16 protein-coding genes are annotated in these 15,385 nt (G+C 41.1%); 12 read left to right on the top strand and 4 right to left on the bottom strand.

Going from position 1 to position 15,385, the window contains the following annotated elements; all coding sequences use genetic code 11:
• Positions 1-98: 98 nt before the first annotated feature.
• From IQ211_RS14475 to IQ211_RS14455, 5 genes are read left to right on the top strand one after another with little or no spacing between them, the layout of a single operon-like run.
• Positions 99-1,220 carry a PTS transporter subunit EIIC gene (locus tag IQ211_RS14475; protein WP_189758352.1) on the top strand — a complete coding sequence of 374 codons (1,122 nt, stop codon included), beginning with the start codon at positions 99-101 and terminating at the stop codon, positions 1,218-1,220.
• A 29-nt stretch (positions 1,221-1,249) separates the two neighbouring features.
• The gene (locus IQ211_RS14470; RefSeq protein WP_189758351.1) at positions 1,250-1,591 is read left to right on the top strand and encodes a PTS sugar transporter subunit IIA; all 342 of its coding nucleotides are present in this window, start codon (positions 1,250-1,252) and stop codon (positions 1,589-1,591) included.
• Positions 1,592-1,602: 11 nt separating this feature from the next.
• Positions 1,603-3,042 carry a glycoside hydrolase family 1 protein gene (locus IQ211_RS14465; RefSeq protein ID WP_189758350.1) on the top strand — a complete coding sequence of 480 codons (1,440 nt, stop codon included), beginning with the start codon at positions 1,603-1,605 and terminating at the stop codon, positions 3,040-3,042.
• 54 nt (positions 3,043-3,096) lie between these two features.
• Entirely contained in the window at positions 3,097-3,357 is a 261-nt protein-coding gene (locus tag IQ211_RS14460) for an HPr family phosphocarrier protein (protein WP_189758349.1), read from the top strand.
• A 46-nt stretch (positions 3,358-3,403) separates the two neighbouring features.
• Positions 3,404-3,796 carry a cytidine deaminase family protein gene (locus IQ211_RS14455; protein ID WP_282885586.1) on the top strand — a complete coding sequence of 131 codons (393 nt, stop codon included), beginning with the start codon at positions 3,404-3,406 and terminating at the stop codon, positions 3,794-3,796.
• A gap of 40 nt (positions 3,797-3,836) precedes the next feature.
• Here the strand turns inward: IQ211_RS14455 and IQ211_RS14450 are convergent, their stop codons facing one another.
• The 3 genes from IQ211_RS14450 to exbB all read right to left on the bottom strand — a co-directional run bounded on the left by IQ211_RS14450 (position 3,837) and on the right by exbB (position 5,667).
• Entirely contained in the window at positions 3,837-4,082 is a 246-nt protein-coding gene (locus IQ211_RS14450) for a type II toxin-antitoxin system RelB/DinJ family antitoxin (protein WP_189758348.1), read from the bottom strand.
• 181 nt (positions 4,083-4,263) lie between these two features.
• Positions 4,264-4,689 (bottom strand): TonB system transport protein ExbD, encoded by a 426-nt coding sequence (gene exbD, locus IQ211_RS14445; RefSeq protein WP_189758347.1) that lies wholly within the window; start codon positions 4,687-4,689, stop codon positions 4,264-4,266.
• Positions 4,690-4,695: 6 nt separating this feature from the next.
• The gene (gene exbB / locus IQ211_RS14440) at positions 4,696-5,667 is read right to left on the bottom strand and encodes a tonB-system energizer ExbB (RefSeq protein WP_189758346.1); all 972 of its coding nucleotides are present in this window, start codon (positions 5,665-5,667) and stop codon (positions 4,696-4,698) included.
• Positions 5,668-6,123: 456 nt separating this feature from the next.
• On the opposite strand from exbB, the gene metC reads away from it, so the two are divergent.
• From metC to IQ211_RS14420, 4 genes are all read left to right on the top strand, one after another.
• Positions 6,124-7,317 carry a cystathionine beta-lyase gene (gene metC / locus IQ211_RS14435; RefSeq protein WP_189758345.1) on the top strand — a complete coding sequence of 398 codons (1,194 nt, stop codon included), beginning with the start codon at positions 6,124-6,126 and terminating at the stop codon, positions 7,315-7,317.
• 154 nt (positions 7,318-7,471) lie between these two features.
• Entirely contained in the window at positions 7,472-8,143 is a 672-nt protein-coding gene (locus IQ211_RS14430; protein WP_189758344.1) for a DedA family protein, read from the top strand.
• A 259-nt stretch (positions 8,144-8,402) separates the two neighbouring features.
• A complete protein-coding gene (gene dkgA / locus IQ211_RS14425; RefSeq protein ID WP_189758343.1) occupies positions 8,403-9,233 on the top strand; it encodes a 2,5-didehydrogluconate reductase DkgA in 831 nt (276 codons plus the stop codon).
• 308 nt (positions 9,234-9,541) lie between these two features.
• A complete protein-coding gene (locus IQ211_RS14420) occupies positions 9,542-9,859 on the top strand; it encodes a hypothetical protein (RefSeq protein ID WP_189758342.1) in 318 nt (105 codons plus the stop codon).
• 6 nt (positions 9,860-9,865) lie between these two features.
• Here the strand turns inward: IQ211_RS14420 and IQ211_RS14415 are convergent, their stop codons facing one another.
• On the bottom strand, positions 9,866-10,531 hold the full coding sequence (locus tag IQ211_RS14415; protein ID WP_189758341.1) for a YtjB family periplasmic protein: 666 nt from the start codon (positions 10,529-10,531) through the stop codon (positions 9,866-9,868).
• Positions 10,532-10,647: 116 nt separating this feature from the next.
• Here IQ211_RS14415 and serB point away from each other — a divergent pair, with 116 nt between their 5' ends.
• From serB to nadR, 3 genes are all read left to right on the top strand, one after another.
• Entirely contained in the window at positions 10,648-11,625 is a 978-nt protein-coding gene (gene serB / locus IQ211_RS14410) for a phosphoserine phosphatase (protein ID WP_189758340.1), read from the top strand.
• Positions 11,626-11,654: 29 nt separating this feature from the next.
• Positions 11,655-13,040: a DNA repair protein RadA gene (radA, locus tag IQ211_RS14405; RefSeq protein WP_189758339.1), complete on the top strand. Its 1,386-nt coding sequence runs from the start codon at positions 11,655-11,657 to the stop codon at positions 13,038-13,040.
• 673 nt (positions 13,041-13,713) lie between these two features.
• A complete protein-coding gene (gene nadR, locus IQ211_RS14400; RefSeq protein WP_189758338.1) occupies positions 13,714-14,940 on the top strand; it encodes a multifunctional transcriptional regulator/nicotinamide-nucleotide adenylyltransferase/ribosylnicotinamide kinase NadR in 1,227 nt (408 codons plus the stop codon).
• Positions 14,941-15,385 lie beyond the last annotated feature (445 nt).

Below are 15,385 nucleotides of genomic sequence, written 5' to 3'. Positions count from 1 at the left end.
GGATCCCTTTAACTGCACAACAAGAGGGACAGGTCACATCAATCTTTGCCATCTGAATGTTCTCCAAATAGGCATACTATACATGATTCAATAAATTGATGTCACGACCCTTTTTTTATAACGTATTTCGTTCTTATTTTTTGTTTTTGCCCGATCTTGGCAAGATTGCCAATTATTCTTTCGGTATGCTCGGTCTAATTACGGCTTTTATGATTGCAAATCAAATGATGGAGAAGCTGTATCACTTTCGTTATACGCTCATTGCCGGACTTACTGCGATTTGTGTTTACATGATGTTCATTAAGCCAGAATTTACCGATGGCAATATGCTCGTCAGTTTTGATCGCTTTGGCCCAGCGGGGATATTATTAGGTATTGTCACTGGGATGTTTGTTTCTTATCTCTTTCATTTATATACCAAGTTAGGATTCTTGAAAGAGAGTTCTTTACCCGATTTCGTTGTCGGCTGGATACATGCGATTATTCCCATACTGATTTCCATTGGCTGTGGAACATTATTGGTCTTCACTTTTGATATTGATGTTTTTTCCAAATTGTTATCGTTCTTTTCTCCCATTGCTGCGTTCGGGCAAACCCTACCTGGCTTTATTCTTATGGCGTTAATTCCGGCAATAGCCATGTCTATGGGTATTTCTGTCTGGACATTCACAGGCCTGCAAATGCCAATCTTCATGCTTGGGATCACTGCCAATATTGCGCTGGTTGCTGCCGGTCACCCCCCCACCAATATCGTGACTTACGAAACCCTATTTACCGCCGCTTTAATCACCATGGGAGGAACGGGAGCAACGCTTGCCTTGAATCTTTTAATGCTGTTTTCAAAATCCAAAGAATTGAAAACAACAGGTTATATCTGTATCGGCCCTTCTTTTTTCAATATTAACGAACCGCTGGTATTTGGTACGCCAATCGTCCTTAATCCACTCTTAATGCTGCCAATGTGGATCAATGCAATTACCAGCCCAATTATCGTATGGATTTTCATGCGTTCAGATTGGCTGAACATACCTTCGAAAATGATTCAAGTTGGTCAGATACCAGCTCCATTTTCCAGCGTCATCATTACGGAAGATTGGCGAGCGATTATTTGCTATGCCGTGCTTATGGCCGTTTTCCTTATCACCTGGTATCCCTTCTTTAAGGTTTATGAAAAAAAGCGTATTGAGGAAGAAAGTGCCAATACAAGTCAGCAAGATTGAATTGTTTAATTTCATCAGGAAGTTTAAAAATGAATCGTGAGGACAACATATTAATCCCCGTTGCTCTGGAAATTATTCTCAATGCAGGTAATGCAAGAGAAAAAAGTGAAGAAGCCATTAAATATGCTCATATTGGTGACTTTAAGAATGCCTATTTATATCTTGAAAAAGCCAAAAAAATGATGCTCTCTGCTCACCATGCACAAACTGAAATTATTCAGAAAGAGACGCAAGGTGAAAGTTTTTATTTAGACCTGCTGTTTATCCATGCTCAGGATACATTAATGACGATACGGAGCGAGCTTAATCTGCGAAAAGAGATAATTGGCCTTTATGAATTTATTCATAATATCACTAATAAAAGTCAATAAAGGAAAACACCATGATAAAAAATAATGATTTATTTCCAGAGAATTTTCTTTGGGGCGCATCAACCAGTGCTTATCAGGTTGAAGGTGCCGCGGAAGAATACGGTAAAAAACTTTCACAACAAGATGTCATTAATAATAATCCAGGTTTTGCTGATACCCATATAACCAGTGATCATTACCATCGCTATAAAGAAGATATTGCGTTAATGAAAGAACTTGGTTTGAAATCTTACCGCTTTTCTATTGCGTGGTCGCGTATTTTTCCAGATGGCATCGGAGAAGTTAATGTTCAAGGAGTGGAATTTTATCACAATCTTATCGATGAATTGTTGAGAAATGGAATAACACCGATTCCGACACTCTACCATTATGATATGCCTATGGCGCTGGTTGAAAAATATCATGGCTGGATTAATCGGCAAAGTGTTGCAGATTTTGCTTATTACGCAGAATTTGTAATCAAAGAATTTAGCAAGAAAGTCCAATATTGGTTAACCATCAATGAACAAAGTATTATTGTGCAATTCTGGACGAAAAAATGTCTGATCCCAGAGCACTATTTGCATGATGAACAAATCAAATATCAGATCAACCATCATATGAATCTTGCCCATGCTATCGCCTGCAAATTGGTTCATCAATGGGTTCCCAATGGCTTGGTTGGTGCAGCCTTGGGGTATTCCGCTATTTATCCACTCACCAGCAAGCCGGAAGATAATTTGGCGGCTCAAAATGCCAATGATCTGCGTAATTACTACTTCACAGATGTCTACCTGAAAGGGCACTATAATCAATCAGCCCTCATTTATCTAAAAAATCAGGGGTTGGCACCGCATATTGAAGTCGGTGACATGGAATTGATTAAAGCAGGTTATTCTGATTTTCTGGCAATTAATTACTATTGTAGTCACGCCGCCGCTGCAGTGCCAAAAGGTGCTCAACGGCGAATGGATGGCTTTAATCCAACGGGCATTAAAGGGCAAATAGACGGACATGAAATTCAACCAGATTTCTATCAAATCCATAAAAACCCACATCTTGATACAACAGATTGGGATTGGGCAATTGATCCCATTGGATTGGAATATCTTTTGCGAGATTTGTATACCCGTTATCAGAAACCATTGATGATCACAGAAAATGGCTTTGGTGCCGATGATAAATTAGAATCTGATGGTTCTATTCATGATGATTATCGCATTAACTATATTCAACAACATATTAATGCCATTAAGCGAGCAATGGATTATGGCGTTAAGGTGATTTCCTATAACCCGTGGAGTTTTATTGATCTGCTTTCCACCAGCAATGGCTATAAAAAAAGATATGGTTTTGTCTATGTTAATCGAACAGATAAAGATATTAAAGATCTCTCCCGCCATAAAAAAGACTCATTTTACTGGTACCAGAATGTTATTCAAACCCGTGGTAGCTCGTTAAAAAAATCCTGATCTTATTTCTATACCAATCTAACTTCAAGATGCGTATATAAAAAGGTGATTTTTATGATTGAATATTCGGTGGTTGTTACTGCTCCTTCGGGGTTACATACACGGCCTTGTGCTCAACTCTGTAATTTTGTTAAAAATTACAGCGGTAAAATTGAAATTGTCAAAGGAGATAAAAGTGCAAATCTAAAAAGTATGTTTAAAGTGATGTCAATGGGAATCAAAAGTGGCATGGAAGTGATTATTCGGGTTGAAGGCAAGAATGAGAAGGAGATGGCACAATCGGTTATTGAGTTTATTCGTAATATAACAGACTGAGCCATCTAATTTATTAATCCATTCAATGATGAACAAGGAGTATTTTGTGGTTTCTTTTGAGGAAATGGAGCATATGGCACATTGCCTAATATCCCCGACTCAATTAAATAAATATATTAAATATGGTCACGTAGGTGCCGTTATTCAAAGCAAATCTGGTCATATTTATACTGGTATTAATATTGATACAGCTTGCTCTATGGGATTTTGTGCAGAGCACTGTGCCATCGCTGAGATGATAAAGCGAGGTGAAACACAGATAATCAGGATTATTGCTGTTAACCGGCATGGCAATATCATTTCTCCCTGTGGCCGTTGCCGAGAGTTTATCAGCCAGATAAATCCAGAAAATATCCATGCAGAAGTAAAAGTCTCTCAAGAAAAGATTTTATCTCTTAGTGAACTATTACCTTTTGACTGGAAGAAGCAGTCCTGGTGATTACTTAAAACTGCCCGATTAACAATTCGGGCAGTTCCAGTTAAAATAGATCGTCAACATCTTTCGCTTTATGGATATTTATACCGTTTTCGCTATCAGCAATAGTTTTTGCAGTCAGTGCGTTAGGAATACGCATATCGAACGGTAACGCCTTCTCTTTGGCTACTTTGGTCAAAGTAATTCTAATTAAGTCAGATACAGTTAACCCCATACTAGCCAACACTTCAGCAGCTTCATTTTTTAGTGTTTCATCTATACGAGCACGAACAAACGCATTTGCAGCCATATTGAACCCCCTGTATTGATTAATAAACATACTGTAGCTCAATTGAGATACATAATCAAATATAAAGACATTAATCGAAATATGCAGCCATTTGCGATAAAAGAGAAAATATGAGAGTGATTACTTAAAACTGCCCGATTAACGATTCGGGCAGTTCATATTTCAGGTAATCAAAGAAACGTTATTGCGCGGAAACTGATTCCATCCCCACTAATCCCACTTTGAGATAACCCGCTTTACGTAGGGAATCCATGACGCTCATTAAGGTTTCATAATCCACGGTTTTATCAGCCTGAAAGAAAATTGTCGTGTCTTTGTTAGATTGCGTGGTTTGATCCAATACCAAAGACAAGTTATTACGATCAACCGCCTGCTCTCCCACATACAACTGCTTATCTGCTTTTACCGTTAAAAATACCGGTTTTTCTGGTCGTGGTTGCGGCTTAGCGGTTGATGCTGGCAAATCAACTTTAATATCTACCGTTGCCAATGGCGCTGCTACCATGAAAATAATCAATAGCACTAACATCACGTCAATAAACGGCGTAACGTTAATTTCATGCAGTTCGCCGTTATCGTCCAAATCTTCATTAAGACGTATTGCCATAATTTATTACCTTGCTTCTGCTTTTTCTGTTTTGCTTTCAGCCAGATCAAGATCACGCCCCAGCAACAGGATTGCCTTAGCGGCCATATCTCCCACCTGACCACGGTATGACGAAATAACGCGGGCAAAGACGTTATAAATCACAACCGCAGGGATTGCTGCCACCAACCCCAATGCGGTCGCTAACAGTGCTTCCGCAATCCCTGGTGCAACAACAGCCAGGTTAGTCGTTTGTGAATGCGCAATGCCGATAAAACTGTTCATGATCCCCCAAACAGTACCAAACAGCCCCACAAACGGAGAAATTGCGCCAATGGTCGCCAGATAACCGTTACCACGCCCCATATGGCGGCTAATGGCTGCAACGGCACGTTCCATACGGAACGAAGTTCGCTCTTTGGTTCCAACCTTGTCAATACTGTCAACAGACAGAGCACGCTCAGACTGTGCTTCACTCAACAACAGACGACTGACGCTGCGATTGCCAAAATCTGCTGCAATTTTCACTGCTTCATCCAGATTGGCTACGTCAGCCAAAGCCAATTGCTCTTTACACAAACGGCGGCGAGCCATTAAGAGTTCTGTACCTTTGGAGAAAAACAGCGCCCATGTGATGACAGAAGCGATCACCAGTCCCACCATAACCGTTTTTACTACCGCATCTGCGTTTTGATACATACCCCAAACAGACAGATCCGTTGCGAAACCACCAGACTGGTTGCCAGAAACTTCTTCAATAGGTGCCACAACGGTTTCTTCTGTCGTCACCGCTACATTTTCCGTGGTATCTGCCGTCACGGTTTGTGCATCTGGGGTTGATGGTGCATCAGTTGTTGGTTCAGCCGCTTGCAGAGCTGAGGAAGATGCTGGTGTTACCTGAGCAGCAGCCTGATTTTCTGACGTGGCTGGTGTTGTATCAGCCCATGCTGAACTTGTTAATCCGAGTGCCAATAGAATAGAAGCTGTCAAATTACGCATCAGTTAGCCTTACTCTCTTTCTTATAGATTCTGTTACTTAGCAGTGAATCACGTTTACTCATCTTGCTAATCCTAATATTTCCTGAGTCACAGCTCGCTTTTTGACCATACATCTCCGACCTCTTGCAGCTTGATAACGGCACTGCAAAGTGAAGATACGGGTTTCATTTGAGCCCTGATCCATGCCTCTTACCTCGAAAGAGGAAAAAGTCCGCTACAAATGATATCAGACATTTGGCGATTTGATAGTAATTATCATTACTATTTAATAAAAAAGTCCCACTTAATGATGTGCCTTCATTAATCAATCCTGATTGACCACGTCAGCTCACCTTGAATTTTCGTCAAGTTGTTCGAATCTCTTTGGTAAAACGCGCCCAAATCTTTTAACTTGCTCATCATTATTTAAACGATTCTATTTAGATACAGGCAGGAAATAACTTGGGGAACGATGCCATGACAGAAAAAAAACTAGAAACTTTATTGGTTAGTGCAGGGAGACAAAAAAGATATACGCAAAGTGCCGTTAATCCCCTGATTCAACGCACTTCATCTGTCATTTTCGATACCGTTGAAGATTTAAAGCAAGCCTTGAAGAACCGTGCCAAAGGTGAATTATTTTATGGACGCCGTGGCACTTTGACTCACTTTTCTTTCCAAGAAGCGATGGCTGAACTGGAAGGCGGCGCTGGCTGTGCTCTTTATCCTTCCGGTACGGCAGCGATTACCCATTCAATTCTGGCATTTGTGGCAACCGGTGATCATGTTTTAATGACAGGTACGGCCTATGAACCTACACAGGAATTTTGCCAGCATGTGCTGAAAAAAATGGGGGTTTCCACCGATTATTTTAACCCCATGATCGGAGAAAATATTGCTTCGCTGATTCAGCCTAATACCAAAGTTATCTTTCTTGAATCACCCGGCTCTCTGACGATGGAAGTGCAAGATATTCCTGCTATCGTGCGTGCGATTCGACAAGTCAATGCTGAGATTGTGATTATCATTGATAATACATGGGCGGCTGGCGTACTGTTTAAGGCTCTGGAGTTTGGCATCGATATTTCCATCCAATCCGCCACCAAATATATTATTGGTCATTCAGACGGGATGCTGGGTACAGCGGTCGCTAATGCGCGATGTTGGGATCAACTTAGGGAAGGATCTTATCTGCTAGGGCAAATTGCCGATCCCGATACAGTGTATATGGCAAACCGAGGGTTACGCACCTTAGCCATTCGTTTAAAACAACACGAAGAAAACAGTATCAAAATCGCCAAATGGCTTGCTCAGCGGCCGGAAGTTGCCGAAGTTTATCACCCTGCCTTACCTTCTTGCCCAGGGCATCAGTTTTTTCAGCGTGATTTCACTGGCTCCTGTGGGCTATTTTCTTTTCTCCTGAATACCCAGCTTACACACCAACAATTTGCAGATTATCTCGATAACCTGAATCATTTTAAGATGGCCTTTTCGTGGGGAGGTTTTGAGTCATTGATTTTAGGCATTCAACCAGAAATGCTGCAACGACTACGTCAATACCCTTCACCACCAAAAACCGGCACTTTATTCCGTCTCCATATTGGGCTGGAAAATCCACAAGACTTGATTGATGATTTGGAAGCCGGTTTTGCTCGTTTGGCCATTCGTTAAGTTTCACCTTCCCATTGTGGCTATCTTTTTCCTTTTGCAGATAGCCACGGTTTCCCCTGATGCTGAATCAAATCCCCTCCTCTCATCATTTTGCGGTACACTGAAGCAGATCTGTTTGTTAATTATTTTACTCGCAAAAGTCACAGGATAAACAATGGAAACGTTAAGCGAGATCGTGCATGCACTCTGGCATCATGATTTTAATCAACTTGCCAATCCAGACGTCATCTGGGTTATTTATGGCGTTCTCTTTGTCACGCTAGTGCTGGAAAACGGCCTACTGCCAGCCGCCTTTTTGCCCGGCGATACTCTGTTGGTGCTTTCCGGTGCTTTAATTGCCAAAGGTGTCATGAGTTTCATTCCCACGGTAGTTCTGCTAACCATCGCGGCAAGCCTGGGTTGTTGGCTGGGTTATTTACAGGGGCGCTGGCTCGGCCATACCCGTATTGTCAAAAACTGGCTGGCTCAACTTCCTTTGCAATATCGCCAACGTGCCAATGTCTTATTCTCTAAACACGGTCTGTCTGCCCTGCTTATCGGACGCTTTTTAGCGTTTGTTCGCACTCTCCTGCCAACATTTGCCGGTATTTCTGGCCTAAATAATAAACGCTTTCAATTTTTTAACTGGTTAAGTGGCTTCTTATGGGTCATTATTATCGTGGGTTTTGGCTATATCTTGAACCAAATCCCTTTCGTTAAAGCACATCAAGATATGGTCATGAATATTTTGGTGATTTTGCCTGTCATTCTGTTGATCAGCGGGTTATCCGCTTCTGTACTGATGTATTGGCGTCATAAGAGAGGAACAGCAAAGAAAAAAAAATAACGGGCTTATCGTCTTAACACGATCGCAAAAAACCACTATTTTTTCTATTTACTTGATTTTCTATTTACTTGACTATCATCTTACTGGATTATCAACTCAATAATTGAACAACCAGAGTCCATTCCAACAGGTACTGTTACTACCCACTATTTAAGCTGTGCTCAAATTTAACATGCTGAATAACTTCCCCTGAATGGGATGGACAACCTCATTAACCAACCCACATCGAAATTAGGTTTAGGCGTAAAAGGAGGTAATAATGGGTCAGCAGACAATTATTAAACTCGCTGATGGGAATCACATGCCACAATTGGGGCTTGGTGTTTGGAAAGCGAGTAATGAACAGGTTGTTAAGTCTATCCATACTGCATTGGAAGTCGGTTATCGCTCCATTGATACAGCAGCAATTTTTCATAACGAAGCAGGGGTGGGAAAAGCTTTAAAGGAAACTGATATCCCACGCGAAGAAATTTTCATCACCACCAAACTTTGGAATGATCGCCACCTGGACGCACGTGCAGCATTGCAAGAAAGCCTGGACAAACTACAGTTAGATTATGTTGATCTCTATCTCATTCAGTGGCCAGTGCCCGAACAGGATCACTATGTTGATGCATGGAAGCAACTGATTGAGCTGAAAGAAACTGGCCTGACTCACAGTATTGGAGTATGTAATTTTCATATCGAGCATTTACAAAAAATAATACAGGAAACGGGGGTAGTTCCCGTCATCAACCAAATTGAATTGCACCCTTTACTGCAACAGCGACAACTTCATTCATGGAATGCCACCCACCACATTACAACTGAGTCTTGGAGCCCGTTATCACGGGGTGGAAAAGGTGTTTTTAATTCGCCACTGGTTGAACGTCTGGCGCTTAAATACGGCAAAACTCCAGCGCAGATTGTGATTCGTTGGCACCTTGAATGCGGCATGATTGCCATTCCTAAATCTATTACACCTTCTCGTATTAAAGAAAATTTTGCTGTATTCGATTTCAGACTGGAAAAAGAAGACTTAACAGCCATGGCTGAACTGGAAATCGGGAAGCGGATAGGCCCAAACCCCGATACTTATAACCAATTTTAGTTAGCAGGCTCCCCCTCCATCGATTCATCTACCCACTCCAACAGACCTGAACGCTGTTCTTCCGCAGGGTTCAGGTCATCTACCTCTGAATAAGACCCTTTCCATAAAACACTATAATTTATCAACAAAATCAAAAAAATTAATAATAACTATGTTTACTATTTATGTATAAATCATGTTCTAGACTTACTTCACGTCGCTAAATAACAGGCATATTAAATTGATAATTGAAACACGCAGCATGTTTATGATGTGTTCAATCTATCTACTTACATCAACGTCTTAAATAAAAACTTAAGGAAATGATAATGGTTTACGTAGTTATTTCTTTATTAATGCTTATCCCTTTTTTCTTCACTTTAAAATGGTTCCTGCTGTCACACCGGATCCACCACAATGCAGCGGGGATTTTACTTGCAATCGCTGCGATGGCCTTTCATATGTATATCTTTCGTTTTAACAATATTCCGATTGTACATATTAATGTTGCCCATCAGCCGATTGTGTTTTATGGCGCAGTAATGATTACACTTCTACACGGCGTACTCTATTCCATTTGTTTCAAGCGGTATTATGGAAAGGACATTGATAACAAGGAAAGCCATCCGCACAATAACCAACGGTAATGTGACTTACCGTTGGTTGTCATCATCTTGTGCTTTGCTTTCTGCTTCATCAGAAGGTTTAGTATTGGCAGTCAGCAGATAAGGGGATTGTTGCCAGCGACTAGGAGACAGTTTCAGCAAATTATGAGCCAGAATAAAACCAATCGCCAAAGATAGCAGGAGCATTACCCTAAGTAAGTTCGTTGTGTTATCGACCTGTTTCGCCTCGGTTGCCAAGCGATGCGTATCCAGTGTCAGGCGAAGAAAACCTTTCGGATGATTTTTTCCTGGTATCGGCACAACAATTTGTTGGTTAAAATAACTACTGGATTTTTTACCTTCCAGCGATAATCGTTCACGAACAGAAATCGGCTCACCACTTCGTGCTATCTGTGTGCCATTCTCCAAATAGACGCTGGCATCCAAAATGCGGCTATTGCTGGTCAAGTAATCTAAGTTGGCGACAATCTTTTTATTATTAAGATCTTTGCTACCATTCTCCATATAATCAGACAAGCTGAATGCAACTTGTTTTGCCAATGTTTTCGCCAGATCTTCAAATTGATCCATATGCGCCTGTTGTTGAGAACGGCTGAAATAGGAAACTCCCTGCATCAGCAGTACAAGCAGTGCTATACAGACTAATATAATCGCCGTCTTGTGCAGTCTAATTTTTAGCTTGGCTTTTATCATAGTTATCTCATCCCATGTTCAGAAAGCACATGTTGCCAGATGCGGTAATGATAGGATAGTTTGAAAAGCGTTTTTTGCCTGCACCAAATTATATGGAATTACAGGAGTCAATGTTCATGTCTAATAATCTGGCCTATCGTTACTTACCGGATGAGATCCATAAATGGCCCGGATTACCCCTATCCCTCAGTGGTGATGAAGTCATGCCACTGGATTATCGGGCAGGAGATAGCGGCTGGTTGCTGTATGGACGTGGTTTGAATAAACAACGTATCAGCGAGTTCCAGCACCGATTGGGCGCTGCCATTGTGGTGGTTTCTTCATGGCGGATCGATGATTATCAGGTTGTCCGTATTGCCGGTAGCCTCTCGCCTCGCATAAAACGGCAGGCAGATGAATGCCGTTTGGATGTCGTTCCCTTGGGGCAGATCCCTCGTCTCCGCTCACCTGGCTTATTGGTGATGGATATGGATTCTACAGCTATCCAGATTGAATGCATTGATGAAATTGCCCGCCTGGCCGGAGTTGGTGATAAAGTGGCGGAAATCACCGAACGGGCGATGCAAGGCGAGCTGGATTTTTCAGAAAGTCTGCGCGAGCGAGTTGCTCAGTTGGCAGGCGCCGATGCATCAATCTTGCAGCAAGTGATGGAAACACTTCCGCTAATGCCAGGGTTAACCAGCCTGGTTCGCAAGTTACAATCATTGGATTGGCATGTCGCGATTGCCTCCGGTGGTTTTACTTTCTTTGCCGATAATCTTCGCCAGCAGCTACGCCTTTTTGACGCAGTCGCCAATCAACTGGAGATAAAAAATGGCAAGCTGACCGGTAAAGTCAAAGGGCCGATCGTCGATGCAAAATACAAGGCAACCACGCTGATAAGATTGGCAAAAGCACTGGATATTCCTCTGAGCCAGACCGTCGCGATTGGGGATGGAGCCAATGATCTGAAAATGATCCGTAAGGCAGGATTGGGGATCGCCTATCATGCTAAGCCAAAAGTTTACACCCAGGCTAAAGTTGCTATCCGCCATGCAGATTTAATGGGCGTTCTGTGTGTGTTAAGCGGTGGTTTGAAACACGAAGAACGCTAGCAAAAGCAATTATATTGAGGAAGTACAAAGTGGCAAAAGCAGCAAAACGGGCATTTGTCTGTAACGAATGTGGTGCGGATTATCCCCGCTGGCAGGGGCAATGTACCGCCTGCCACGCATGGAATACCATTACAGAAGTGCGTTTAGCCGCAGCTTCATCATCATCCCGTAATGAGCGTTTCAGTGGCTATGCCGGAAATGCCAGTATCAGTAAAGTACAGAAACTCTCTGATATCAGTCTGGAAGAGTTGCCCCGTTTTTCAACAGGGTTTAAAGAGTTTGACCGTGTACTCGGCGGTGGTGTGGTTCCTGGCAGTGCTATTTTGATTGGCGGTAACCCTGGTGCGGGGAAAAGTACCCTGCTTTTACAAACCATGTGTCAGCTATCAACTCAGATGAAAACTCTGTATGTAACAGGGGAAGAATCATTACAACAAGTGGCGATGCGAGCACATCGGTTGGGTTTACCGACAGATCAGCTAAATATGCTATCGGAAACCAGCATTGAGCAGATTTGTCTGATCGCAGAGCAAGAACAACCTAAACTGATGGTGATTGATTCAATTCAGGTCATGCATATGGCTGATATCCAATCGTCACCAGGCAGTGTTGCACAAGTCAGGGAAACCGCAGCCTACCTGACACGGTTTGCCAAAACCCGCGGCGTTGCCATTATCATGGTTGGGCATGTGACAAAAGATGGCACGTTGGCAGGCCCCAAGGTACTCGAACACTGCATAGACTGTTCCGTCATGCTGGATGGTGAAACGGATTCCCGTTTCCGCACCCTGCGCAGCCATAAAAACCGCTTCGGTGCCGTTAATGAACTCGGTGTATTCGCGATGACCGAACAGGGGTTACGGGAAGTCAATAATCCTTCCGCCATTTTCCTGAGTCGTGGTGATGAAATTACCTCGGGCAGTTCGGTCATGATTGTCTGGGAAGGTACTCGTCCTCTACTCGTTGAAATTCAGGCATTAGTCGATCATTCCATGATGTCAAACCCACGCCGCGTAGCCGTAGGTCTTGAACAAAACAGGCTGGCTATTCTGCTTGCCGTTCTGCATCGACATGGCGGTTTGCAAATGGCTGATCAAGATGTTTTTGTGAATGTCGTAGGTGGGGTAAAAGTAACAGAAACGAGTGCTGATCTGGCGTTATTACTCTCTTTGGTTTCCAGTTTCCGCGACCGGCCTCTGCCTCGTGATCTGGTGGTATTTGGAGAAGTGGGATTGGCAGGAGAAATTCGTCCCGTTCCCAGTGGACAAGAACGCATTTCAGAAGCGGCCAAACACGGTTTTAAACGCGCTATTGTTCCCCATGCCAACATGCCGAAAAAATCACTGCCTGATATGAAAGTATTTGGCGTCAAAAAACTGGCCGATGCATTGTTTGTTCTGGATGATCTGGATTAAGAGATAATTTTTTATTCCTTTTAGATCTAGATATACTAATCGCCTTGCAAGATGCGTCTTATATCTCCCCTGCTACGCGGGGAGATATAAACAATCAGATTGCTTTTCAAGCTGCAACTTGCAGTTGGATTGGTATATCAAGTGAAGCGAATAATACCATTTTGCACAAATATTTTTATTCATCTTACTTAAATAAAAAATCAAATAGTTAATCACCATATTATTTAATTTTTTCTATCTCATCCTACTCTATACACGTTACCTTTCAAGTTGCTCATTATAAGACAACATAACTCATTGTTTCTCCCCGTGAAGCGAGGAGAAACAATATGCAACTTGAAGTTTAATGCATATATTATTTATTGATTACAAAACACTGATGAAATTTAAACCACAAATGGTTATGTAAATATTTATACAACGAATAAAGCCAGACAATCTGTTCAATAATAATTGAACAAACACTATTGTTATTCATCTTTATTATTTAACTATCAATTTAGCATTTGGTTGTTTTATTTAAAATAAATAGCTGATTACACAATTTTAAATACTTATTATAGTCAAGATGATGGTATTTAATCCCAAAAAATCAATAAACAACCAATTTTATTTTTACCTTTCACGGCAAACATGCTACTTTGTTTAGTATACTAAACGAAGAGGAGGTCTTATGCCGCAATTTGACTATTTGAAAGAGGCGATCAAACAGGCAGGTTACACATTACAGCAGGTTGCTGATGCCAGCGGAATGACCAAAGGCTATCTAAGCCAACTTATTAATGCCAAAATAAAAAGTCCCAGCGCACAGAAACTGGCTGCTCTTCATCAATATCTAGGATTAGCATATCCCATGGAAAAGAAAACTGTCGGAGTTGTGTTTGGTAAATTTTACCCATTACATACTGGACACATTTATTTGATCCAACGAGCATCCAGTCAAGTTGATGAGTTACATGTTGTTCTTTGTTATGACGAAATGCGTGATCGTGAATTATTCATCAACAGTTCTATGTCTCAACAACCTACTGTCAGTGACCGTCTGAGATGGTTGCTGCAAACATTCAAGTATCAGAAAAGTATTCATATTCATGCATTTGATGAACAAGGCATGGAGCCTTACCCAAATGGTTGGGAAGCGTGGAGTCAAAGCGTTAAATCATTTCTGGCAGCAAAAAGCATCACCCCTAATTATATCTACTCCAGCGAAGCACAGGATGTTCCTCGTTATAAAGAATATTTCGGCGTTGAAACGGTGCTTATCGACCCACAACGTTCATTCATGAATATTAGTGGTAGCCAAATCCGTCAGGCGCCTTTCCGTTACTGGGAATATATCCCTACAGAAGTAAAGCCATTTTTTGTACGTACAGTAGCTATTCTTGGTGGGGAATCGAGCGGAAAATCGACATTGGTGAATAAGCTGGCCAATATGTTTAACACGACCAGCGCATGGGAATATGGCCGCGAATATGTATTTTCCCATCTGGGAGGCGATGAAATGGCTTTACAATATTCAGATTACGATAAAATTGCATTAGGCCATGCTCAATATATTGATTTTTCTGTCAAATATGCCAATAAGGTTGCGTTTATCGATACTGATTTTGTCACAACACAGGCATTTTGCAAACGCTATGAAGGAAAAGAACATCCTTTTGTTCAGGCGATGATTGATGAGTATCGCTTTGATTTAGTTATTCTTTTGGAAAACAACACGCCGTGGATTGCAGATGGTTTAAGAAGTTTAGGCAGTGAACGCGATCGCAAAGAATTTCAACATTTGCTTGAAAGTTTGTTGAAAAAAAATAATATCGATTATATCTGTGTAAATTCACCAGATTATGATCAACGTTTTCTACGTTGCGTTGAATTAGTTCAAAAGATGTTAATGGAATAAGTAACTTTTATCTATAAAATAGATTACACTTATATTATTATCACGATCAATTGATAGTGATTTATTATTCAGTGTAATCTTTATCTTATTATATTTACCCTACCTTAACAATAAGTTAAATGTTTACTTTGGTTATTTTAACAAATGTAATAAAATAAATTGTGATAATAATATTTTTTGATACTTTAATTTTACTGTTTTGACTTGAATTACAGGGAAATAAGTCATTTAATGAACAGGCATATTGATTTATTTATATAATTTTTATTAGTTACTGACAAACCCACAAATATTATAGGTGTTTTTAGCAAAAGAAGGAGGTGATAATAAGTAACATTAAAATATTAACGAAATATAAAATGACTTTTTCCCTTATTATAAAAGTGGAATAAAAATAGAAGAGTTTATGCTATTTTTATTTTTTCATTGTAGCCTTAAGCATAAT

The sequence above is a fragment of the Xenorhabdus griffiniae genome, assembly GCF_015163655.1.
GTDB lineage: Bacteria > Pseudomonadota > Gammaproteobacteria > Enterobacterales > Enterobacteriaceae > Xenorhabdus > Xenorhabdus griffiniae.
The sequence above is the reverse complement of the archived record's forward strand: the minus strand, read 5'-3'. Positions and strand labels throughout refer to the sequence as shown.

Coding starts and splice junctions, on each gene's coding strand:
- IQ211_RS14475 (WP_189758352.1), top strand. CDS start 99: ATGTCACGACCCTTTTTTTATAACGTATTTCGTTCTTATTTTTTGTTT.
- IQ211_RS14470 (WP_189758351.1), top strand. CDS start 1,250: ATGAATCGTGAGGACAACATATTAATCCCCGTTGCTCTGGAAATTATT.
- IQ211_RS14465 (WP_189758350.1), top strand. CDS start 1,603: ATGATAAAAAATAATGATTTATTTCCAGAGAATTTTCTTTGGGGCGCA.
- IQ211_RS14460 (WP_189758349.1), top strand. CDS start 3,097: ATGATTGAATATTCGGTGGTTGTTACTGCTCCTTCGGGGTTACATACA.
- IQ211_RS14450 (WP_189758348.1), bottom strand. CDS start 4,082: ATGGCTGCAAATGCGTTTGTTCGTGCTCGTATAGATGAAACACTAAAA.
- exbD (WP_189758347.1), bottom strand. CDS start 4,689: ATGGCAATACGTCTTAATGAAGATTTGGACGATAACGGCGAACTGCAT.
- exbB (WP_189758346.1), bottom strand. CDS start 5,667: ATGCGTAATTTGACAGCTTCTATTCTATTGGCACTCGGATTAACAAGT.
- metC (WP_189758345.1), top strand. CDS start 6,124: ATGACAGAAAAAAAACTAGAAACTTTATTGGTTAGTGCAGGGAGACAA.
- IQ211_RS14430 (WP_189758344.1), top strand. CDS start 7,472: ATGGAAACGTTAAGCGAGATCGTGCATGCACTCTGGCATCATGATTTT.
- dkgA (WP_189758343.1), top strand. CDS start 8,403: ATGGGTCAGCAGACAATTATTAAACTCGCTGATGGGAATCACATGCCA.
- IQ211_RS14420 (WP_189758342.1), top strand. CDS start 9,542: ATGGTTTACGTAGTTATTTCTTTATTAATGCTTATCCCTTTTTTCTTC.
- IQ211_RS14415 (WP_189758341.1), bottom strand. CDS start 10,531: ATGATAAAAGCCAAGCTAAAAATTAGACTGCACAAGACGGCGATTATA.
- serB (WP_189758340.1), top strand. CDS start 10,648: ATGTCTAATAATCTGGCCTATCGTTACTTACCGGATGAGATCCATAAA.
- nadR (WP_189758338.1), top strand. CDS start 13,714: ATGCCGCAATTTGACTATTTGAAAGAGGCGATCAAACAGGCAGGTTAC.